Below are 21,034 nucleotides of genomic sequence, written 5' to 3'. Positions count from 1 at the left end.
GTGATCGCCGTGCTGGCGATCCGGCGTCGGCCTTTCGACGCTGTGGGGAGACATGCGAAAAACGATCACACTGAGCCTGTTGACCGTGCTGGCCGGTTCGCTGACCGGGCTGGCGCCCCAGGCTCAGGCCGCCGAGTCCGACCTGTCCTGGTCCGCCGAGCCGACAACCGCGAAGGGTCGGACGGCGGGCACCGAGACGGTCGGAGCCGCGACAACGGAAGCGCCTGCCGCGCCGCCGTGGGGCGCGTGTGGCCTCAGCACCGACGAGAACAAGGAAGTGCGGACGTTCTCGGGCACCCAGCGGAGATTATGGGTGCTGCGTTGCGGCGGGCCGAAGCACAGCAGCACACCAGCATGGGGATACCGCCACATCCTCTGGCGACACAGGGGTGACTTCGAGCGGATGTCGGCCGGCACCGACCAGAACTGGCGCGACATCGCGGATCTCTCGTTGGACTCCATCGCCAAGGACCCGGACCGCTGGGCGGACGCGGGTGGCGGCAAGGAATGCCGCTCGCGGCTCATCTACCTCATCAACCGCAGAACCGGACAGGTCGTGCGCACCCAGATCGTCCGGCAGATCGCGGTGTTCAAGGGCGCCAACAGCAACGACATCATCACCGCCTACCCCGCGTCGGCGCAGTGCTGAGCGGAAGTGTTGGGCAGAGCTGAGCAGTGCTGGCCCTGATACCTTGACCCGATGAGGAGCGCGCAGGACGACCCTGGGGTGGCGCTCGTTCGTCACCTCAGGGATCGGGGTTTCACCGTGGAGGAAGGGAAAAAGCCCGGCGACTACGTCGTGACCGCACTCGCCGGCGCCGAGCTTCCCCTGCGTCCCAGCCTGAGTCTGCCCACCGACCTGCTCACCGAGTACCTGGACACCGTGAACCGCACGCCGGGCGCGACCCCGCCCGGATGCGACGCGCTGTCGCTGGTGGAGGTCCACCTCGAAGAGGAACTGTCCACAGCGGACTCCGACGGCCGCAACCACACGACGGCGGTCGGAGTCCGACGTGGACGGAACGGCGAGGTGGAATGGTTCGCACACCAGGAAGTTCCGGGGGAGGTGCAGCGCGCCGACCCGGGGCAGAACCTGGAGTGGCGTGCCGAACCCCCGCGATAGCGGGGAATCACCCGGAGATGCCGCCGCGCCCACCTCTCACGGGAGCGTGGCGGGTTCCTCGGGGCGGATGCGGCGCAGGTCGCCCACGAGACCCCGGCGCTTGAGGTCGAGGAAGGCGTCGACCGCGTCGGGGTCGAAGTAGGTGCCCCGCCGCAGTCGCAGCCGCGCGCACGCCTCCTCCTCGCTCAGGGCGGGCTGCCCCGGCCGGTCCGAGCGCATCGAGGCCCACGCGTCGCAGACCGCCAGCACGCGCGCCTCCACGCTGATCTCGGAGCCCGAGAGGCCGTCCGGGTAGCCGGCCCCGTCGTACCGCTCGTGGTGCTGCCGGATCACGTGCGCCACCCCGGCCAGACCCGGCACCACCCGGGTGAGGCGGAACCCGTGCTCGGAGTGCTGCCGCAGCAGCCGCCACTCGTCCTCGGTCAGCGGGGTGGTCTTGGTCAGCACGGACTTCGGCACCACGATCTTGCCGATGTCGTGCAGCCGCCCGGCCAGCTCCACCCGCCGGACCGTCGCCGGGTCCAGCCCCAGCTCGACGGCCAGCGTCCCCGCCCACCGGCTGATCGCCCTGCTGTGCTCCACTGTGGACAGCATGGCGTCGACCTCGTCGGCCAGCCGGTGCAGGTAGTCGATCAACGCGAGGTCCGCGGTGTCGGTCACCGCGTCCACCAGCTCGGCCGGGGGCTGCGGCGGTTCGCCGACCACGACCCGGTCCCGGCCCGCGGCCTTGGCCGCGTACAGCGCCCGGTCGGCCGTGGCGACCAGTGCCTGCGGCCCGTCCCCGTGCTGCGGGTAGCTCGCGGTGCCCACCGAGACGGTCACCGAGATCCAGGTGTCGCCCTCCACCGTGATCGGGCTGCTGGCCACCTGGTGCCGCAGGCGCTCGGCGATGCGGGCCAGTTCCTCGTAGTGGGCGCCGGGCACGAGCAGCGCGAACTCCTCGCCGCCGTAGCGGGCGAGCACGTCGCCCGCCCTGGCCGCCGCCCGCAGCCGCGCCGCGACCTCGATCAGCACCTGGTCGCCGGCCGGGTGCCCGTACCGGTCGTTGATCGACTTGAAGTGGTCGACGTCGATGATGAACACCGCGAGCGAGGTGTCGCCCCTGCGGGCCCGCGCCACCTCCAACGGGAGCTGGGCCTCGAAGAACCGCCGCGTGTGCAGCCCGGTCAGGCCGTCGGTGATCGCCAGCCGGCGCTGGTCGGAGACCAGCACCGCGAGCCGCGCGATCGTGAGGACGAACAGCAGCGCGCAGGCCGCCGCGATCACCGAGATGTCCCGCAGGGTGCCGCTGGCGTCCTGGAGGAACAACGTCGCCGGGGCGACCAGCGCGGCGGCGCACAGCGCCAGGATGCGCACCGGACCGCCGCTCTTGTCCCGCACCTGGCCGCGTTCGCCGAGCCCGGCCATCGTCGGGTGCAGCGCCGCCGCCCCGAGGGCCAGGTTGCCGCTCAACCAGATCGCGTCGAGCACGTTGCCCGCGTGGTAGGTGCCGCCCAACTGCTGCATCACGTAGTTGGTGTCGGCCGCGAGGAACGCCACCAGGTTGCCGCTGAGCAGGAAGAACGAGGCCGGACGCCGACCGGGGCCGAGGATCAGCCGGAGCGAGACGGCCAGCAGCGCCAGGTCCAGCATCGGGTAGCCCATCGACGTGACCTTGATCAGCAGCGGCGCGTCCTGCCGCGCCTGCGGGCCGATCAGGTACAGCCAGGACAACATGCCGGCCACCACGGCGAGCACGGCGGCGTCCAGCACGCCGGGCAGGTCGCGGCCGGGGGACCGGCGGCGGATGAACAACACCAGGCCGCCGACGACGAACGGGTAGTGCCCCAGGTAGAACGGGTCGGCCACCGAGGGGAAGGCCGTGAACCGGAACAGGTAGTGCGCTATGTAGAAACTCGCGTCGGCGGTCGAGTAGACGAGCTGGCTCAGGCCGAGCAGGAGCCACGGCAGCCGGGGCCGGGGTCGGTGCCGCCGGATGCCGACGAACACCGCGACCGAGGCCGAGGCGCTGACCAGGCAGTAGACCACGATCCGGACCACGCGGCCGAGCCCGGCGGTCGGGATGAGGTAGTAGGCCCCGACCAGGGTGAAGCCGACGGCCAGGTAGACGAGCCAGGCCCGGTCGGTGCCGACGCGTGGGCTCCTCACGTCCATGACGTCCCCCTCATCCAGCACGGGCCGGCTCGACGGCCGTTCCGCGCGTGCCGGTCGTGGCCGCTCGCCGACGGCGGGCTGCCCCGGTTCCGTCGCCCCCTGCCCGGGTCGACGCGCCGGAACGGGCGAGAGTGGTCGCCGCGTTCCCCGGCCCCCGACGGTCGTTCCCATCAGGAGCGATCATGCCTTACCGCTGACAACGATGACATTTGAGTGTGGTTCACGTCTGTCCCCATTGCCGCCCCATTCTTGCCCACGCAAGAATTTCGACGGGGTGTGTTCTTTCACTCCAGCCGCAGCGTGCCGCGCTTCCCGACGTCACGCGGCCCGCGTCGCCGGAACCTCCACCTCAAGTCGGCTTGAGTCGTGACGCTCGGTCTTCGGCGGGGCGGCGGGCGAGGGGGCGAGCCGGGGCTTGACCACCGGGGTCGTCCAGGTGGCGGGACCCGGGGACGTGTCGCCGACGGCGTTGCCCGACCTGGGTGCCAGGTCTTGCGCGGCAACCACTTCCGCGCTCGCTCCACTGTCGACGTCGTCCTGTCCGGAGCGCCGGCCGACGAGGCGACGCGCGGGTTTTTCGGGGCGGCCCGTGGTTGCGTTCTGTGCTTCTCGTGGCGCTGCGTTCGTCCACTGTGAACCACGTCATATTCTGCTCGCGGTCGAGATGGGACCGCGCTGTCTGGTGTGTCGAGATGGTCACGAAAGGCGCGGCACTTTTCCAACAACTTGATCGCGGTCGACCGACCCCGTCGAATCTTTACCCCAGTCTCACGCGCCACCTCCCGAAGCCGCTCGACTTCGGAGATCAACACAAGTGATCAACAGAGGGGAACGTCCTTCTTTCCCCCTCTTACCTGTCGTGATCCGGACGATCCCGGCCCGGCACCTGTTCCCCTGTCCGGCGCTCCTCGGGCGCGTGGCATCCTCGACGAGGACGCCGAGAACACGACCGTCCGGCGTGGCACGGGGTTGTCCCCGCTCGCCTTGCTCGAACACCTGGCTGTGCGCGTGCGACTCGTGCTTTCGCTGGTGCGACCACCGGCGCGCAGGCCAGCGACGGGGGCGCTCGTCGGCGCGGCGCGCGGCCAGCCGGGAGGAAACATGGGGTACGAGCTGCTGACCATCGGCGAGGTGGCGGAGCGCTTCGGAGTGCGCCCCTCCACCCTCAGGTACTACGAGGAACAGGGACTGCTGGAGCCGGCAACCCGCCGAGGCGGCCGCCGCTGCTACGACGAAGCCGGCCTGCGCCGCCTCGCCCTCGTCCTGACATGGCAGCAGACCGGCCTGATGCGCCTCGCCGACATCCGCACCCTGGTCAACAACCCGGTCACCACCGGCGAGTGGCAGGACGTCCTCCAGGCCCGAATGGCCCAACTGAACCAGCAGATCGACCGCCTCCAGGAAGCCCGCCGCTACCTGGACCACCTGATGAGCTGCCCCCGCGACGACCCCGCCAACAAGTGCCCGTACCTGGCCAAGGAACTCCAGACCCAAGTGGACGCGGCGCTGAGCGACACCACCGACGAGACCGAACTCGACACCGAGTCCGACCGCCCCTCCCGTCGCCCACCCCTCGAAGAGTTCGCGTTCCCCTTCCTGGCGAACCCCGGCCGCCCAGCCGCAGGAGGATGATCACCCGACCCAACCTGTCCAGAAAGCGCCCCAGCCGCTACGTTGGCCCAGCTCGCGAAGGGTGCTCCCCGCGCACGCGGGGATGAGTCCAGCTCGCGCGGCGGCGTTCGTTCAACATCCACGTGCTCCCCGCGCACGCGGGGATGAGTCCCTCGACATGAACGCGGCGACACCGGGGTGGCGGTGCTCCCCGCGCACGCGGGGATGAGTCGCGTCGCGAGGTCGAGATCTCTTCGCTGCGCGCGTGCTCCGCGTGCGGGGATGAGTCGCTGGCGCTGGCCGAGATCATGACGCGGTCCGAGTGGTTCTCGCGTACGCGGGGATGAGCCGTAGACCGGGGATGGGCACGCTCTCGAACGTGTGTGATCCCCGCGCCAAGTTGGGGGTGAGCCAGGCGATTTGCCGGACTTCTGCGGGCGGACCGTCGCGATTCCCCCACACACGGGGAAAGCCCATGCCGATCTCGCGGTGCGTGGTCGGCCTGATGCGCTCCCGCGTACGCGGGGCGAGGCCCAGCCGGGGTTGACCTCGGAGCGAACCACGAGGGCTCGCATGCGGGGTGAGTCGAGGTTGCCGGAACAGAGAGGTAGCAAGAGGTGAAGGTCTCCACGTAGCGGTGGTGAGTCCCAGGGCGGCAGGATGGGACAAGATGCACCCTCGGTGTTCCGCGCGGGGGGATGAGTCGGATTTCTCGTTGGTACCGGCCAGCGGCATCGTGGTCCCCCGCGCAGCGGTGAGTTGCAGAGGGCTGCGACAGAAGCCGAAGGTTCTCCGTTTTTCCCGCGCGACGCGGGGGGTCAGCGCGCCGCCCCCGGGATGGCCCAAGGTATGAGCGGGTTGGCGGTCGTCTCACCTCCGCATGCGCAGGAACCACGCAGGCCCCAGAGGTTCCACGAAACCCATGGAGGGACTGCGCCCCGCGTGCAGGACCCTGCGTTCTCCGTCGGGAATTCCCGCGTGCGGGGATGGAGGAACCGCAGGTCCCCGTGCGGAGGTCCACTGCGACATGCTTTCCCCGCGCCTCGCGGGGGCCGCCTCGCCGGCAGTGGTAGCGCATGGTCCCTGTGTGAGCGCGGTGGCCAGGATCAGAACAGGCCGTCTTGTACCGACGTCGTTGAACTGGCGAGCTTTCTGGGATCTGGGCTTGGCGCTAGTGCGCGTCGGCGAGTTGGATTGAGTCCATAATGGACGCATGCTGGTCAACGAGGACGATCAGTCTAAAGTGGACAAATAGGGCTTAGCTCCCGCTGGCTGGTCGAGAAGTAGGTGGGGGAGCCCAGGTCCAGCCGGGCAGGGACTCCAGTTGTTGGCGTTGCCACGGGGAGCAGGTCTGTTCGCGGCGTCGGCGGTTGACCACCCACATGCCCAGGCGCAGGCCGTCCGGGTTGACGTAGGTGCGGGGTGGTCGGGAGTGGCCGTGTTCGGCGGCGAAGGCGCGCAGGGCGGCGAGGTGTTTGTGGAAGACGTCCTCGCGGATTGACCACGTCCAGCCGGGCAGGGCCGCCAGCCGGTTGACCCGGTCGGCGTCGAGCTGGCCCTTGCGGTGTTGCTCGCGTTGGGTCTTGACCCACTGGCCGATCGCTATCCGGCCGTGCGTGTCCTGCGGGCGTGGGTTCGCGTGGCCGTGTCGCTCCGCCCAGCGGCGCAACGCCTCGAAGGACCGCTCCCAGTTGTCGTCCCACACCGACCACGACCAACCCGGTAGCGCGGCGAGCCGGGCCGTGCGTTCGGCGCCGAGCGCGCCGGCCGCTGCGGCAACCCGTTGCTGATGAACCCAGGCGCCCAACGGAACACCGTCGACAACAGCGCGCACCGGAATGCGGCAGTGCCCGTGTTCAGCGGCCCACGCCTGCAAGCGGCCGAACCGTTCCTCCCACGTCGACGTCGTGGTTGTCAGCAGCCGCAAGGTGAACGCGCGGGCGAAGCTGTCCGGCAGGCCGAAGGGAAGGAGGAGTCGAACCCGTTCTGGCGGCAATGCGAGGGCTGTCGCCCGACGTGAGTCGTTCAGGTCGCCGGACCGACCGCTGAGCCGGCCGCGAAGGCGGGCGTGTTCGGCGAGTTCCTCGGCGAAACCTTCGTCGATCTCCCGCAATGCCAGCATCAGCGACCACATGTCGGCGAAGTCCGAGCGCTCCAGCGCGCCCGCCTCCGGCATGCCGTCCGGAAGCAGGACCGGCAGCACCACGACGCCGCGTTCCTTGCCCGGGGCGCGGCGCGTGATTCGCCCCAACGCCTGTGCGAGGCTGATCCGCGAGGTTCGCGGGTTGGCGAACACGATCGCGTCGAGCGCCGGGACGTCGATTCCCTCGCTCAGACAACGGACGTTGGTGACCACGACCGCGGTGGACGGCCCGGGGTCGCGCAGCCGCGCCAGGGCCGCCAGGCGGTGGCTCACCGGGTGTCCGCCGTTGACGTGCAGGGCGCGCACGCGCACCGGCTCCCGCCGCGCGACGTGAGGGCGGTGCGGGACTCGGGCGGCCAGGTGCGGCAGGGTGCGGGCGTACAGCTCGGCCTGGGAAACCCGGCCGTGGAAGGAGACCACGCGCCGCAGCCCCAGTTCACCGATCGCCCGGCCCAACGCGAACGTGGCGGCGAGCGTCGGCGTGTCCAGGCGCGACGGGTTCAGCGCGCCCGGCTGCGCGGCCAGGACCTGCGGGTCGTTGGGCCGCACCTGCCAGGCGAGCCGCCGCCACTCCTCGCGCTGCACGCCCACCACCGCGATCTGGTAGTCGCACAGCACGCCCGCGTCGATCGCGGCCCGCAACGTCAGCCGGTGCGCGACCGGGCCGAACGCGTCCTCGTCGTCCATGCCCACCCAGCCCTCCGCCGAGCGGCGGCCGGTCCTGGGGGTCGCGGTGAAGTAGACGCGGTGGCGCGCCGGCAGGCCGAGCGGGTCGTCATCCGGGCGGACGGCGCGGGCGAAGGGGCTGTCCCAGCGGCCGGCGGCGTGGTGGGTCTCGTCGGCGACGAGCAGGTCGAACGTGACCCCGGCGGTGCGTGCGGCGTCCACCAGGCACGGCAGGCTGTGGTAGGTCGCGAAGACCACGCGCCGTGCGCTGTGTCCGCGTCCGGCGCGTCCGGCCAACGGTGTGGCGGCGAGCAGCCCGGCGAGGGCGCGCGGGTCGGTCGTGACCGGAACGCCGAGGTCCTCCGCGCGGGGCTCCGGCAGGTCGTCGTCAATCGGCGTCCGGTCGCGCACGCCGGTGTCGCTGCACACCACGATCGGGCTCCACGCGCCGGGCAGGTGCGCGCGCCAGATGCGCAGCAACTGGTTGAGCAGGGCCAACGACGGTGCGAGCACCACGGTGTCGGCCGCGCCCAGCCGCTCGGCCACGGCGATGCCGACGCGGGTCTTGCCGGTGCCGCAGGCCATGACGACCTGGGCCCGGGGGCGGACGCGGAGTGCGTCCAGGACGTCGCGCAGGGCTTCCCGTTGGTGCGGCCGCAAACCTGACCCGGGCACGACGAGGGGACCGCCCGCGACGGGCGCCGGGGACAGCGACATCGTCGGCCCTCCTGCTGGCTGCGGTGACTTCGTTGTCTACGCGGGTAGACAACTTGACGCGCGTAGACCCCGGAAGCAAGCTTTTCCCACAATGTGGACGTTTCGCGGGGAAGGAGTCGTGCTGCCCGGGACGCCACCCGCGTAGAGTCCCCGCCGTGCGCAGGCCGACGAGAGACGACGTCGCGCGACTGGCGGGGACGTCGACCGCCGTCGTCAGCTACGTCATCAACAACGGACCGCGTCCCGTCGCGCCCGCCACCCGCCAGCGCGTGCTGGAGGCGATCGAGCGGCTCGGCTACCGGCCGGACACCGTCGCGCAGGCCATGGCCAGCCAACGCACGAACCTCATCGGGCTGATCGTGCCGGACGCGCGCCAGCCCTACTTCGCCGAGCTCGCCCACGCCGTGGAGCGCGCCGCCTTCGCCAGGGACCACCTGGTCCTGCTCGGCAACTCCGCCTACGACGACGAGCGCCAGCTCCACTACGTGCGCGCGTTCCTCGGCATGCGCGTGAGCGGCCTGCTGCTCATCCGACAGGGCGCCGCCGAACCGCTGGTCGAGGAGGTGAGCGGCTCCCGCACCCGCCTGGTGCTGCTGCACCACCGGACCGACCTGATCAACACCGACGCCGTGGTCGCCGACGACGTCACGATGGGCGTGCTCGCCGTCGAGCACCTGCTCGGCCACGGCCACGAGCGCGTGGCCTGCTTCGACGCCCCCGCCGGCACACCGCGCACCGGCAACCCCGTGGCGCTGCGCACCAAGGGCTGGCGGCAGGCCCTGCGGGACGCCGGGATCGACCCCGAGCGAGGCCTGCTGCACCGCGCGCCGTTCGACCGCTACGGCGCCGCCCGCGCCGCCCGACGCGTGCTGAGCCGGCCGAACCGACCCACCGCGATCTTCTGCACCACCGACGACCAGGCCATCGGCGTGCTGCACGCCGCGCGGGAGCTCGGCCTGCGGGTGCCCGACGACCTCGCCGTCGCCAGTTGCGACGACATCGCAGAGGCCGCGCTGCACCACCCGTCGCTCACCACGGTCGCGACGGACCGGGAGGCCATGGCCGAGGCGGCCGTCGACCTCGTTCTCCAGTCCCGCCAGGCTTCCACTCCCGAGATCCGCCGGTTCCCGGCCCGCCTGGTCACGCGCGAGAGCTGCGGTTGCCCGCCCGCCTCCGACCTCTGACGAGGGGTGGCCGTCACCGGCCGGCGTTGTTGCGGAACACCAGGAGGTAGCGCCAGAACAGGAGACGGCGGATCGTGTTGCCGGGCAGGAGTTCGGCCGCGCTGCTCCTGATCTCGCGCAGGGTCATGTCCGCCGCGCTCACCGGCGCCTTGACTGTCCTCTGTGGACGAGTGGCCTGCTCCTTCGCCCAGGTGGCGACTCGCATCACCGCGTTCGCCGGCACGGCGAGGAGGGTCATCGGCGCGTCGGTCGGCCATTCCTCCCGGAAGCAGCCCAGTACCAGCAGCACGCCACCGGGGGAGAGCGCGGCGCGGAACCGGCTGACGGTGTCGAAGGGCATGTGGTGCAGGCTGGCAAGGCAGGAGATGACGTCGTAGTGGCCCTCGGGCAGATCGACCTGGGTCGCGTCCGCCTGTTGGTAGTGGACCGCGCCGGCGTTCGGGGGAAGTGGCTGCTGCCGCGCGCTCCTGATGACCTCCGCAGACGGGTCGACCGCGTCGACGTCGATGCCTCGCGCGGCCAACCGCCGCGCGAACGCTCCGGTCCCGCATCCGACGTCCAACGCCCGGCGCGCCCCTGCCGGCACCTGTCGCAGCAGAAGCGAGTGGTAGTGGTTGTTGTGGTTGAACGGCACGGGACCGAGCATGGCACGGTCGCCGCTTCGGCCCGTCCGGGGTGGGGGCGGGCGTCAGGACCGGCGAAACGCCGAGTCCCGGGCCACCCGACCTGGTGTCGGTCGGACGGCCCGGGAGCCCGCCACCGGAAAATCCGTGTCCGGCGGAAAAGCTACTTGCTCTCCTCGCCCGGAATGTTGAGGACGAAGTCGAACGTCGCGGTGCGGCCGTTCGGCACGTTCTGCACGGTCATCAACAAACGCGGGTCGAAAATCGCGTCGGTGTTGTTCCTCGGCTCGCCGGGGAAGTAGAGCTGGGTGGTGAGGATCGGCCGGCCCGGCGCCTGCACCTTCACGTGGATGTGCCGGGTCCGCCCCGGGTAGAGGCCGGGCACGATCGTCGTGAGCGTGAACTTGCCCTGCGCGTCGGTGAACTGGTGGCCGCGCAGCCGGTACCCGACGTTGTCGTAGTTGCCGTTGCGGTCGGCCTGCCAGAAGTCCAGCAGGGCGCGGGAGACCGGGGTGCAGGACAGGCTGAACACGTACCCGGTCACGACCAGGCGCGTTCCGGTGACGCCCTGCTGGATCAGCGAGGACCGCTGGGGTGAGTTGGGCTTGAAGTACGGGCCCTCCATCTGCGGCGGCGTCGGGTCGTCCCCGTCGTCGCACATCGGGGTCGGCTCCAGCGGGCCCTCGGCGGCCCTGGCCAGCGTGGGCGAGGTGGCGCCGGCGATCAGCGGGACCGCGGCGGCCGCGACCAGACCGGCGCGGAGGAAGGACGCGCGACTGAGACCGCGCTCGTCGTCCGTCATGACGTTCTCACCGTCCAGAGAGGTAATTCTTCACCGAATTACGTGACGGGCGGCGGCGGTGCCCGGGATCAGGATGTTCGCCGGGCAATGGTCGGTCAAGCGCGCCGGGGAGAATCACTCGAAGGAATCAGTGAAAGGTGACGTTCGCGGAATAACCTCCACGTAACGTACTTACCTCCAGGTAAGCATTGGGGACGATGCCGCCAAGTTAGTTAGGGGATTGCCGCCGGATGTGCGCGAGCTTTTCGGCGCAGGGAGCACGCTCGGGTGGTGGGCCACCGTTTGACGGTGCCCTGTTGCTCCACTCGGCGGTTGAAGGCTGATGGTCAGTGTTGTGGAATGGGCGGCATGCTTTGTCCACTATGGACAGAGTTCTGAGTTTTCTTGGCAGGCCAACAGAAGTGCGCGGTCCTGGGGCGCCCGGGGAGCGAGCGCCATGGGCAGCGTGGAGCGGAGTAGGTACACCTACTCATGTCCCCAGGTAGGGGATCTGCCAGGGTGAACCCATGACGAACCGCGTTCGCCGTCAGATCGGGATCGCCGCCCTGACGACCCTGCCCCTGCTCGGTGTCGTTGGCTGCGGGCAGCAGCCGAACCAGCAGCCGGCCGGGCCGGTGTTCGTCACGTCCACGTCCACCAGTCCCGGTAGCACCACCGCGGTGTCGAGCGCGACGCGCCCTCCAGTCGCGGGAGACGGCGCGCCGCACCACGCGGAGAACAACAGCTGGAAGCAGCGCGCCAAGCTCTCGGACACCGACCGCACGGCGGGCGAGGCCGCCGCCGGTCCCGTGCGCAACCGACTGGAGGAGTTGCGCGCCAAGGGAAACATCTCCCCGGAGACCGTGCGCCAGGCACTGGTCGACCTCGGCCACCGCGCCGACGCGGTCGCCGTCATCCCGCTGCGCTCGGCCGGAGCCACGTCCGACGCTCCGCCACCCGGCGCCGCCTACGGCGTGAGCGTCGGACCAGCCTGCGTCGAGGGCGACGTCCGACCCGACCAGGTCCGCGTCGAGATCAAGGGCAAGGGCAAGGAGTTCGGCTGCATGGAGCCCTTCGCCCACTGACCACGCTCACCGCTGCGAGGCGGAGAGGTTGAGGTGCGCGGTCTCCACGTCCTGGCACGCGGATTTGGAGGCGAACTCGAACGCCGAGCCGTCGACGAAGTCCACGCGGGCGAACCAGGCGGGGGACAGCCCCCGTCCTCGGGGCACCGCGCTGATCCGCCCGATCGCTCCCGCTGACGCCTCCCACAGGCTGACCACCTGACGGCGCGGCTTCTCCTCGGGTCGGTCGAGCAGGGACTGCACACCCTTCGTGAGTGACCGCGCCCTGCCGAACAACCCGCCGCCCGGCGTCTCCTCCGTTGGCTCGGCGGGCTCGGGGTCCCCGACGTACCGGGACTCGATGATCACCGCGATCCGCTCGGTGCTGAGCAGACCCCACGTCGCGTCCGCGCCGGCGACGAGGTGGTCGGCGAGCCGGACAGCGAGCTGGTCCGGCCGCGCGGCGTACGCCCACGCCCAGACCTTCGGGTCGTGTGCCCACTCGTCGTTCCAGAACCGACCGTTCCGGACGACCGCGCTGGGCGGCGGGAGCAGCGGCTCGGGTGCGCGGAGCGCCGGCACCGACCCCATCGGGACGTGCGGCGCTCGATGCTCCTGCCCCACCGTGGAACACACGGCGGGGTTGGGCACCCCGCCGAAGAGCCACACGAGCTTCTCCCGCGGTCCTGCCCAGTCCTTCTGGGCGACCTCCGCGATCCGCAACCTGTTCTTGATCATGTGTCTCCCCGCCTCAGCGTTGGCCGGTCACCGAGGCGAACACCCACTGGGCGCTCTCGATGCCGTCGGTGCTGAAGTCGAGACCGGAGCCGTCGGGGAGGGTGAGCCGCAGGCAGCCGATCTTCTCCCGGTTGTACGCCGCGGGCATCCGACGCTCCGCGACGCTCACCGCGATCTCCTGTCGGGGCACCTGAAGCACCGTCACCATCGGTGGTGGCGGTGGCGGCTTCTCAACATCCTTGTTTTCAGTGTCCTTCTCAGCTTCCTTGTCCCCGAGCAGGCCGCGCAACCCGCTCCCGATGCCACGCGCCAGGCCGAGCAGGGACTGCTCCGGTCCCTGGCTCGACGACTCCTCGGCCGGCTGGGGCAGCGTGACCCACGCGAGCCTGGACGGCGTGATGATCCAGTAGCCGAAGCCGAGCGTTTCCCGGCCTGCCACCAGCGTCATCGCGGAGCAGTCGGGGTGCCCACCGAACACGGTCAGGCGAGGGATGCCGGAGTGCTCCACACCCCCCAGGTTGTTCGTGTACTCCAGACCGTCACTGAGCGCGCGGAGGCTCCGGGTGGCGACGCTGGTGCGCTGTCCGAAGCGGTCCAGCCCGTTGACGTCGAAGTGCGTCGCACGCGGGGACCCGAGATTGTGACCGGTGAACATGAGGATCGGCTCGCGCGGTCCGGACCACCTCTCAAGCAGCGCGATCAGACCGTCGTACTTGAGCTCCTTCTCATAGCTGTTCACCAGGGTATTGAACCCTCCGTCCTCGGTGGACGGTCGACCCGGTCCCGGCAGGCCGCCTCGTCTTCTACCGCGGCTGGATCGGCGGAGCTGTGGGGTCGGGAGACGACAGCCGCTGGAAGCACTTGTCGATGTGCTGGGTGTCCTGGGACACATGGGGAGCGGCGAACTCCAGCACCGAGCCGTCGACGAAGTCGATCACCAGGTACTCGACGACGGAGACGCTCCTCCCCTTGTCGAGCGGGCGAAAGCCTCTGATGGCGTTCACGGGGGTTTCCCACAAGGTTGCCACCACCGGCGCCTCGGACCTCGACGCCTTGTCGTCACCGCCCTCGTCACTCCGGAAGCTCTTCGCCAGTGTCAGCGCCTTGCCGAGAATTCCTCGGCCGGTCTCCGGCTCGTCCCCTGGTTCTGGCGTTGGCTCGCCGAGGAGGCTCGTCTCGATGACGACGGCCAACCGGTGGGTGGTCAGGACAAGGGTGCTCGCCGCTCGCCCGGCGACGCAGTGGTCGGCGAGGCGGATCGCCAGGTGGTCGGGTCTCTGCGCGTAGGCCCATCCCCAGACGGCGGTGTCGTGCACCCACTCGTCGTTCCAGAACCGGCCTTCGCGCACGACGGGGTGGAGCTCGGTGCGCAACTGGGGTGCGCGTGTGGGCGGAACTGGTCCCTGTGCAACGTGCGGAATGTGACGGCTGTTGCCGATGGTGGAGAGCACGTGGCCGGGCCAGCGCACGAGGATGGGTCGCTCGTGGGGAGCGAGCCAGCCCGTTTCGAGCTGGCCAACCGCCTTACCGAGTTTGTCGAACACGATTCTCTCCCGTGCTCCGTGGGTTCACTGCTGGCCGAGGGCCATGGCCAACGCTCGCTCCGGTAGCCAGGTTCCGAGATCGAAGCCGGACCCGTCCCAGAGAGTCACTCGGAGATAGCGGCTGTTGCCCCCGCCGTACTTGCGGGGGAGTTTGCGCCAGGCCAACTGGACGTTGGTGACCTGTTGCGGGGAGAACTCGAACGCGGACACGATGCGCTCCGGCTCGCGAGACGGGGTTGCCGCGCTCTCGACCGCTGCTCCCTTCGCGATGTCGAGCAGGTCAGTTCCCACGCTTCTGACTCGTCCCAGCAAGGAGCGGCTTTCGGTGTCCTGGTCCTTCTCGAGAGCCTCTGCTCGCACCACGAACGCGAACCGGGAGGGTGTGAAGACCCAGCAGCCCATCGTCGCGTTCGCTGAACGGATCGCGGTGGCGGCGGCGCACTCGGCGCCGTCCCCGAAGACGAAGAGCTCTGGTCCGCTCGGCGACCCGCCACCGGTTTCCCCGCTGGCGTCCTCCGTCATCGCCACGACGAAGAGAACCGTGGCCAGCGCGCCGATCCCGGCAGCCCGGACCGCTCGTCGCCCCAGGCTCGGCAGCGGCCTTCCCTTCAGGTCGAAACCCTTGACGTCGAAGCACGTCAACGTCGACTGTCGATGCCACTTGAAGAGCAGGATGGGCTCGTCCGGCCGACACCATGTCTCGCGGAGGGAGAGCACACTGGAGATCTCCGTTTTCTTACCGCTCACCACACGTATCGCCCCGTCGTCTCCTGCGAGTTATCAGTCCTCACCATGACAGACGTCCCCTTCACCGCGGCTGGATCGGCGGAGCTGTGGGGTCGGGAGACGGCACCCGCTGGAAGCACTTGTGGATATGAAGGACGTCGCTCTGCGCGTACTCCGCGAAGAACTCGAGCATCGAGCCGTCGGCGAAGTCGATCGCCAGATGCCAGATGTGTTCGAGGTCTCTTCCCTTGGGGATTGGGCGAAAGCCTCGGACGGCGCTCAGCGGTACCTCCCACAGCGTGGTCAACAACGGCACCTCGGGTTTCGGCTCCTTGCCGTCTCCGTCCTCGTTGCTCTGCAAGCTCCTCGCCAGAGCCATGGCCTTGCCGAAGAGACCTCCGCCGGTCGAAGTCTCCTGCTGGCCCTCCGGCTCGGGCTCCGGCTCGCCGAAGAACTTCGTCTCGATGACGACGGCCAACCGGTGGGTGGTCAGGACGAGAACGCTCGCCGCTCGTCCGGCGACGCAGTGGTCGGCGAGGCGGATCGCCAACTGGTCAGGCCGTTGGGCGTAGGCCCAACCCCAGGTCGCCGGGTCGTGAACCCATTCGTCGTTCCAGAACCGACCTTCACGTACGGCTGGATGGATCTCCGCGCGCAACTGCGGAGCCCTGGTCGGCGGAGTCGAGCCCTGCGGGACGTGCGGGACGAGACGGCTGTTGCCGATCGTGGAGGCCACGTGTCCGGGCCAGCGCACCAGGATGGGTCGCTCGTGGGGAGCGAGCCACCCCGACTGAAGCTGGGCGACTGCCTTGTCGAGCTTGTCGTTCATGTTCTCTGCGGCTCTCCTGGGATCACTGCTGGCCGAGGGCCATGGCCAACGCCCGGTCCGGCCAACCGGTGGTGAAGACGAATCCCGACCCGTCGAACAGGGTCACCCGGAGACAATGGACGTCGCGGGAGGAAAACCCTCGGGGTAGGCGGTGTTTCGTTGCCTCCATGTTGCTCACATGCTGTGGGGCGAACTCGAACGCGGACACGATGCGCTCCGGGCCGGGCGGTGGCGGGATTTCCGAGTCGTCCGTCCACGTCACGGCGTCGAGCAGTTCCGCCCCTATGTTCCTGACTTTTCCCAGCAGGGAGCGGCGTTCGTCGCTCTGCGTCTCCCCGGGCTCCTCCTGCCGGACGACGAACGCGAGCCGGGACGGAGTGAAGACCCAGAAGCCGGCTTCCTCGCGGACCGGCCCGATCGCGCTGATGGCGGCGCAGTCCGGCTTGTCTCCGAACACGAGGAGATCGGGAATGGACCTCGACATCGCGCCGTTGCCGGGTTCGCTGGCAGCGGAGGGCGTGGTCACGACAAGAACCGTGGCGGCGGCGGCATAACCGGTGGCGCGCAGTGCTCTGCGGCCCAGGCCAGGCAGCGGCTTTCCCTTGCTGTCGAACCCCTTGACCTGGTACAGCGTCGAGGAGGGCAGATTCTGCCTGAGGCTGAGGAGGATGGGCTCGTCCGGCCGGCACCAGTGCTCGCGGACGGCGATCAGAGAGGAGATCCTCTGCTTCTTGTCGCTCACCAGCTGAACCCTCGCTCCTGGGCGGAGCGACGCTCCTCCTTCGACGGCGTTCCCTGTGCCAGATCCTTGCCCTCGTCGTAGGCGTGCTCCGCGCCCTGCTTGATCACCTGGTCCGTTCCGACCTCAACACCCGCCTTCCATGCCGCACTGCCCGATCGGGTCGTGCCACCCAGCACCTTGCCGAGCAGACTCTGTGCGACATTGGCGGCGAGTGCACTTTCTCCCGTGGCGTTGAGATCCACCAACTCGCCGGTTTTCGGACTGTAGCCGGCGTCCTTGATCTTCATGAACCGGTTGCCGGTGCTGGAGGTCCACCCCTCAGTTGCCTCCTTGATTACCTTCGTGGCTGAGTCGACCGTTTTCGGTCTCTCGGCCTTGGTGACCGTGCTGAACAGCGTGCCGCCCTTCTTGTCGGCCTGCCTGGCGAGGAACCGCTTCACCATGCCGCCTTCGCGCAGGTTCTTCGTCGGCTCAACGATCTTCTCGAGGAACTTGTTCTTCCTGAGCTTGTTCAGGATTCCTTCGAGCTGCTTGAACAGCCGGTAGAGCTCGGTCTGCAGCTTGGTGGCCCTGGTCGTGATCCGGATGCCGGTCTGGCCGACCTGGAAGGTCGTGGTGGCCGTGGCCGTTCCGACCGACGCGCCGGCCGTGATCCAGGAGGCGGCCATGGCGGCGAGCCACTCCACGATCAGGCCGATCACCAGTTCGGTGAGCAGTTCGATCACGAACTGGATGAACATGTCGAACAGGTCCGCGATGAGCTCCAGGATCTCCTTCAGCTCGCGGACGTCCTGCGCCATGGCGGTGACGCCCTCACCGAACTCCCGCATCTGCTTGCGGAACGCGTCGCCGCTCGGGCCCGCCCACACCGGGGCGGTGGCCTCGGCGCGTCGGGTCTCCTCCTCGGCGGCGTGGTCCAGCCACGTGGCCACCTTCTCCCAGCCCTTGGCGGTGGCCTTCATCTGCTCCGGGTCGCCGATGGCCCACTCCGCGAGCTCGACGAGCGGGCTCAGCACGATCGAGACGAGAAAGCCGATGTTGTTGTCCACGAAGTACTTGCCGGGGCTGGCCAGGGCCTGCAGCGCCTCCATCCGCGACGAGACCGTGGCCACGGCGAGCTCGGGCGGCGAGCTGGCGTCGGCGAGGTCCTGCATCGAGCCGATGAACGAGCTGCCGCGCCCGGCGGCCTGGCCGAGCCAGCTCTTCTTGTCGCCGCTGTTGAGGTCGGCCAGGTTGCCGGGCCCGTCGGGAACCTTGTTCTCGCTCATGCCTTCTCACCGCCCAGGAGGTCCATAAGCTGGGTGAAGCCCTGGGCCATGCCGGTGTCCACGCCCGTGTAGAGGGCGTGGCTCTCCTCCAGGTTCGCGTGCGCCTGCATGAGGAAGGTCATGGCTCGTACCGCCAACTGCTGGCACTCCTGGAGGCTCTCGAAGTAGCCGCTGCTGAGCCCGACCGCGTCGCCGACCGGCCCGAAGCACTCGTCGTTGACCCTCGCCTGTTCGAGCAGGTCGGCGAGCTGGCCGAACTTCTCCGCGAGGCTCTGCGAACCCTCGCCGTAGACGAGGAGGGCCTCGGGCTGGATGTGGAAGTCGTCCACTGCCGCTCCCTCAGCTCAGGAAGGAACCCGGGGGTTCCTCGTCGTCGATGGGCGCCGGCTGGTTCCGCTGTGGTCGCGCCGGCGGTGGTGGCGGAGCCGTCGGGGGCTGGCCCGACCAGGTGGGCTCCGGGGCCGAATGCCTGGGCGCGGGCGGGGGCGTCCGTTCCGGCTGCGGGGCGGGGGAGGCGTCGGGCTGGATCGCCTCGACGCGTGCCGACCCGATGCCCTGGCGGAACCGGTCCATCAGCTCGTCGCCCAGCACCGGGGCGACGGTCTCCTCCACCTGCTGGGCGGCGTTGCTGGTCGCCTCGCGGATCGTTTGAAGGATCTCCTGTTGCAGTGCGACGTGCGACTTCTGCATGGCGCGTGGCGAGAGCTGGAGTCCGACCACCGCGCCGGAGGGCGCCACGGTCACCGTGACCGCCCCGTCGCGGCTCTGCGCCGTCCCCTTGAGGTCCTTCAACGCGTCGCGCAACGTCGACGCCTTGGTCGCCTGTTCCTCGAACGTTCGCATGAGCTCGTTGAACCGCTGGCCGCGATCCATGTCCGATCCCCCTCGGAAATGATCAACGTCGGCGCGGAACGCTACCCGAGTTGGTCACTGCTCGTGGCGACTTCGCTACAGGTTCGCCGACTTGCCGGACCGCCGTTCGTCACACCGCGCGGGGGAGCGGGTGGAACGTCCGAAGTGGACGGTCGTCAGCGGGTGACCAGGCCGGCGTCGTAGGCCAGCAGGCCGGCCTGGGTGCGGTTGGCGCAGTCGAGCTTGTCCAGCATCCGCGAGACGTAGCCCTTCACGGTCGCCTCGCTCAGGTGCAGGCGCTGGGCGATCCGCGCGTTCGACAGGCCCTCACCGAGGCAGGTGAGCACCTCGACCTCCCGGCTGGTGAGCTGGTCGACCAGGGTGCGGGCGCGCTCGCGCGCCGTGTGCTCGTCGGTGGACGCGGCGACGAGCCGGCGTGCCGCCGAGGGGGACAGCACCGTGTGACCGTCAGCAGCGACGCGCACCAGGCCGATCAGGTCCTCCGGCGGGGTCGACTTGACCAGGAACCCAGCCGCGCCGGCGCGGAGCGCGCGCAGCACGTACTGGTCGACGTCGAACGTGGTGAGCGCGACCACCGCCGGCGGGTCCGGGAGCCGGCCGATGTGCTCGATCGCGGTGAGGCCGTCGACCCCCGGCATCCGCAGGTCCATGAGCACCACGTGCGGGCGGTGCCGGACCACGGCCTCGACGCCGGCCGCGCCGTCGTGGGCCTGGTCGACCACGTCGACGTCGTCGGCGGACCCGAGGATCGTGCGCAGGTGCGCGCACACCATGGGCTCGTCGTCGACGACGACCACCCGGATGACCTCACGACCCATGTCGGCTGCTCTCCGTGATCGGCGTGGTGGGCACGTAGGCGGGCAGTGTCGCATTGAGGCTGAACCCGCCGTCGGTCTCGGCCCGGGCGCGCAGGGTTCCGCCCACGAGCTCGACGCGTTGCCGGAGGCCGAGCAGCCCGGTGCCCGAACCGCTGGCCGTGAGCGCGGTGTCGCTGGGGTGCGTGGGGGCGCTGTTCCGGACGGTGAGGAGCACGCGGTCGGCGCCGTAGCGCACGTGCACGCGGGTGGGCGCGCCCGGCGCATGCTTGCGCACGTTGGTCAACGCCTCCTGCACCACGCGGTAGGCGGTGCGCGCGACGACGGGGGAGGCGAACAGCGGGTTGCCGTCCTCCACCAGCTCGACGGGCACCCCGACCGACTCGGACTCGGCCACCAGGTCCGCGAGGGGCGGCAGCGCCGCGCCGTCGGACGGGCCCGGTTTGTCCGAAGTGGACGGTTCGGACGTCGCGGACGAGCGCAGGACGCCGATGAGGTCGCGGAGTTCCTCCAGCGCCTGGCACCCGGCGGCCCGCAGCTCCTCGGCCGCCTCGCGGGTGCGCTCGTCCGTCGCGGTGATCCGCAGCGCCCCGGACTGGAGCACCATCAGGCTGACCCGGTGCGTGACGACGTCGTGCATCTCCCCGGCCAACCGGACGCGCTCCTCGGCGCGGGCCTGCCTGGCCAGCAGGTGTTGCTCCCGCTCCGCCCGCTCCGCGCGGTCGGTGAGCGCCTGGATCAGCCGGTGGCGGTCGGCCGCGTACATGCCGAGCAGCACGGGGACGGCGGTGAACAGCAGGCCCGCCGTGATGACGCCGAGCGAGGTGTTCCACGGACGCGTGGCGGCCGTGGTGAGCACCGCGGCCAACACCCACGTGAGTCGGCGGTGTGCGGCGTGCAGGACGGTGGCGGAGATCGCGAACGGGGTGGCCAGGGGCACCCACAGGGCGTCGGGGTCCTCCATGTTCACGAGCAGGCCGCCAGCCAGGTACACCGACCCCAGCATGACCATCGCGCCCAGCGTCGTCAGGACGGTGACCGTGAGCGCGGCGCGACGCCGGTAGAACAGCGCGGCGCCGAGAGCGGCCTGGAGGGTCAGGCTCGCCCAGCCGCCGACGTCGTCGGGCAGGCCGTGGGCGATGACGATGCCCGCCATGATGCCCAGAACGCACAACGCGGGCCCCGCGTCGAAGAGGGCCTGGAGTCGTGCTTCCCAGAGGCGTCGGGTCACGGGGACACCGTAAACGCCGTCCTCCCGATTCCGGGTGCCCGCCTGTCCTTTCGTCGGGTACGGAACCTACGAAAGTTGCACCTGGGGCTGACAAGGCCGACTTTGGTCGCGACGACTGTCCACTTTGCGCGCTGTTGGCGGTGGCCCCCGCTCGGGTCGAATTGACCAGGAACGCACTGGCCCACCAACCCGATTCGATGAG

General features: G+C 69.9%; 20 protein-coding genes. 5 read left to right on the top strand and 15 right to left on the bottom strand.

The window, feature by feature from the left end; all coding sequences use genetic code 11:
* The first annotated feature begins 52 nt into the window (after positions 1–52).
* Positions 53–649, top strand: coding sequence for a hypothetical protein (locus tag BUE43_RS33860; RefSeq protein WP_143174474.1), 597 nt, complete (start codon positions 53–55; stop codon positions 647–649).
* A 117-nt stretch (positions 650–766) separates the two neighbouring features.
* Entirely contained in the window at positions 767–1,123 is a 357-nt protein-coding gene (locus tag BUE43_RS29345) for a hypothetical protein (RefSeq protein WP_143174473.1), read from the top strand.
* Positions 1,124–1,159: 36 nt separating this feature from the next.
* On the opposite strand, the gene BUE43_RS29340 is transcribed toward BUE43_RS29345, so the two are convergent.
* Complete coding sequence (locus BUE43_RS29340) at positions 1,160–3,277, bottom strand: bifunctional diguanylate cyclase/phosphohydrolase (RefSeq protein ID WP_083960302.1); 2,118 nt, start codon at positions 3,275–3,277, stop codon at positions 1,160–1,162.
* Between the two features lie 1,101 nt (positions 3,278–4,378).
* Here BUE43_RS29340 and BUE43_RS29335 point away from each other — a divergent pair.
* The gene (locus BUE43_RS29335) at positions 4,379–4,909 is read left to right on the top strand and encodes a MerR family transcriptional regulator (RefSeq protein WP_073489580.1); all 531 of its coding nucleotides are present in this window, start codon (positions 4,379–4,381) and stop codon (positions 4,907–4,909) included.
* A gap of 1,237 nt (positions 4,910–6,146) precedes the next feature.
* On the opposite strand, the gene BUE43_RS29330 is transcribed toward BUE43_RS29335, so the two are convergent.
* Entirely contained in the window at positions 6,147–8,414 is a 2,268-nt protein-coding gene (locus BUE43_RS29330) for a DEAD/DEAH box helicase (RefSeq protein WP_073489579.1), read from the bottom strand.
* Positions 8,415–8,569: 155 nt separating this feature from the next.
* Between BUE43_RS29330 and BUE43_RS29325 the strand changes: the two genes are divergently transcribed.
* The gene (locus BUE43_RS29325; RefSeq protein ID WP_073489578.1) at positions 8,570–9,598 is read left to right on the top strand and encodes a LacI family DNA-binding transcriptional regulator; all 1,029 of its coding nucleotides are present in this window, start codon (positions 8,570–8,572) and stop codon (positions 9,596–9,598) included.
* Between the two features lie 13 nt (positions 9,599–9,611).
* On the opposite strand, the gene BUE43_RS29320 is transcribed toward BUE43_RS29325, so the two are convergent.
* On the bottom strand, positions 9,612–10,232 hold the full coding sequence (locus BUE43_RS29320) for a class I SAM-dependent methyltransferase (protein WP_073489642.1): 621 nt from the start codon (positions 10,230–10,232) through the stop codon (positions 9,612–9,614).
* A 152-nt stretch (positions 10,233–10,384) separates the two neighbouring features.
* Positions 10,385–11,023, bottom strand: coding sequence for a dioxygenase family protein (locus BUE43_RS29315; protein ID WP_073489577.1), 639 nt, complete (start codon positions 11,021–11,023; stop codon positions 10,385–10,387).
* A gap of 506 nt (positions 11,024–11,529) precedes the next feature.
* Between BUE43_RS29315 and BUE43_RS29310 the strand changes: the two genes are divergently transcribed.
* Positions 11,530–12,087: a hypothetical protein gene (locus BUE43_RS29310; RefSeq protein WP_073489576.1), complete on the top strand. Its 558-nt coding sequence runs from the start codon at positions 11,530–11,532 to the stop codon at positions 12,085–12,087.
* A gap of 6 nt (positions 12,088–12,093) precedes the next feature.
* On the opposite strand, the gene BUE43_RS29305 is transcribed toward BUE43_RS29310, so the two are convergent.
* From BUE43_RS29305 to BUE43_RS29260, 11 genes are all read right to left on the bottom strand, one after another.
* The gene (locus BUE43_RS29305) at positions 12,094–12,804 is read right to left on the bottom strand and encodes a hypothetical protein (RefSeq protein WP_073489575.1); all 711 of its coding nucleotides are present in this window, start codon (positions 12,802–12,804) and stop codon (positions 12,094–12,096) included.
* A gap of 13 nt (positions 12,805–12,817) precedes the next feature.
* Positions 12,818–13,543 (bottom strand): hypothetical protein, encoded by a 726-nt coding sequence (locus tag BUE43_RS29300; RefSeq protein ID WP_073489573.1) that lies wholly within the window; start codon positions 13,541–13,543, stop codon positions 12,818–12,820.
* 64 nt (positions 13,544–13,607) lie between these two features.
* Positions 13,608–14,177 (bottom strand): hypothetical protein, encoded by a 570-nt coding sequence (locus BUE43_RS29295; RefSeq protein WP_073489571.1) that lies wholly within the window; start codon positions 14,175–14,177, stop codon positions 13,608–13,610.
* A gap of 195 nt (positions 14,178–14,372) precedes the next feature.
* Positions 14,373–15,098: a hypothetical protein gene (locus BUE43_RS29290; protein WP_073489569.1), complete on the bottom strand. Its 726-nt coding sequence runs from the start codon at positions 15,096–15,098 to the stop codon at positions 14,373–14,375.
* Positions 15,099–15,156: 58 nt separating this feature from the next.
* A complete protein-coding gene (locus tag BUE43_RS29285; protein WP_073489567.1) occupies positions 15,157–15,903 on the bottom strand; it encodes a hypothetical protein in 747 nt (248 codons plus the stop codon).
* A gap of 22 nt (positions 15,904–15,925) precedes the next feature.
* Positions 15,926–16,645 carry a hypothetical protein gene (locus BUE43_RS29280; RefSeq protein WP_073489565.1) on the bottom strand — a complete coding sequence of 240 codons (720 nt, stop codon included), beginning with the start codon at positions 16,643–16,645 and terminating at the stop codon, positions 15,926–15,928.
* Positions 16,642–17,913 carry a WXG100 family type VII secretion target gene (locus tag BUE43_RS29275; RefSeq protein WP_083960288.1) on the bottom strand — a complete coding sequence of 424 codons (1,272 nt, stop codon included), beginning with the start codon at positions 17,911–17,913 and terminating at the stop codon, positions 16,642–16,644. Before BUE43_RS29275 ends, BUE43_RS29280 begins: the two co-directional genes overlap by 4 nt.
* Positions 17,910–18,242: a hypothetical protein gene (locus BUE43_RS33085; RefSeq protein WP_143174472.1), complete on the bottom strand. Its 333-nt coding sequence runs from the start codon at positions 18,240–18,242 to the stop codon at positions 17,910–17,912. Before BUE43_RS33085 ends, BUE43_RS29275 begins: the two co-directional genes overlap by 4 nt.
* A gap of 10 nt (positions 18,243–18,252) precedes the next feature.
* A complete protein-coding gene (locus tag BUE43_RS29270) occupies positions 18,253–18,786 on the bottom strand; it encodes a YbaB/EbfC family nucleoid-associated protein (RefSeq protein ID WP_073489563.1) in 534 nt (177 codons plus the stop codon).
* A 155-nt stretch (positions 18,787–18,941) separates the two neighbouring features.
* A complete protein-coding gene (locus BUE43_RS29265; RefSeq protein WP_073489561.1) occupies positions 18,942–19,604 on the bottom strand; it encodes a response regulator in 663 nt (220 codons plus the stop codon).
* Complete coding sequence (locus BUE43_RS29260) at positions 19,594–20,832, bottom strand: sensor histidine kinase (protein ID WP_073489559.1); 1,239 nt, start codon at positions 20,830–20,832, stop codon at positions 19,594–19,596. Before BUE43_RS29260 ends, BUE43_RS29265 begins: the two co-directional genes overlap by 11 nt.
* Positions 20,833–21,034 lie beyond the last annotated feature (202 nt).

The organism is Streptoalloteichus hindustanus, from assembly GCF_900129375.1.
Taxonomy (GTDB): Bacteria; Actinomycetota; Actinomycetes; order Mycobacteriales; family Pseudonocardiaceae; genus Streptoalloteichus; species Streptoalloteichus hindustanus.
This window is presented reverse-complemented; position numbering and strand designations above follow the sequence as displayed.

Excerpts from the sequence above, each read along its gene's own strand:
- BUE43_RS29310 (WP_073489576.1), top strand. The coding sequence starts at position 11,530 with ATGACGAACCGCGTTCGCCGTCAGATCGGGATCGCCGCCCTGACGACC.
- BUE43_RS29335 (WP_073489580.1), top strand. The coding sequence starts at position 4,379 with ATGGGGTACGAGCTGCTGACCATCGGCGAGGTGGCGGAGCGCTTCGGA.
- BUE43_RS29330 (WP_073489579.1), bottom strand. The coding sequence starts at position 8,414 with ATGTCGCTGTCCCCGGCGCCCGTCGCGGGCGGTCCCCTCGTCGTGCCC.
- BUE43_RS29315 (WP_073489577.1), bottom strand. The coding sequence starts at position 11,023 with ATGACGGACGACGAGCGCGGTCTCAGTCGCGCGTCCTTCCTCCGCGCC.
- BUE43_RS29285 (WP_073489567.1), bottom strand. The coding sequence starts at position 15,903 with ATGAACGACAAGCTCGACAAGGCAGTCGCCCAGCTTCAGTCGGGGTGG.
- BUE43_RS33860 (WP_143174474.1), top strand. The coding sequence starts at position 53 with ATGCGAAAAACGATCACACTGAGCCTGTTGACCGTGCTGGCCGGTTCG.
- BUE43_RS29270 (WP_073489563.1), bottom strand. The coding sequence starts at position 18,786 with ATGGATCGCGGCCAGCGGTTCAACGAGCTCATGCGAACGTTCGAGGAA.
- BUE43_RS29305 (WP_073489575.1), bottom strand. The coding sequence starts at position 12,804 with ATGATCAAGAACAGGTTGCGGATCGCGGAGGTCGCCCAGAAGGACTGG.
- BUE43_RS29265 (WP_073489561.1), bottom strand. The coding sequence starts at position 19,604 with ATGGGTCGTGAGGTCATCCGGGTGGTCGTCGTCGACGACGAGCCCATG.
- BUE43_RS29275 (WP_083960288.1), bottom strand. The coding sequence starts at position 17,913 with ATGAGCGAGAACAAGGTTCCCGACGGGCCCGGCAACCTGGCCGACCTC.
- BUE43_RS29340 (WP_083960302.1), bottom strand. The coding sequence starts at position 3,277 with ATGGACGTGAGGAGCCCACGCGTCGGCACCGACCGGGCCTGGCTCGTC.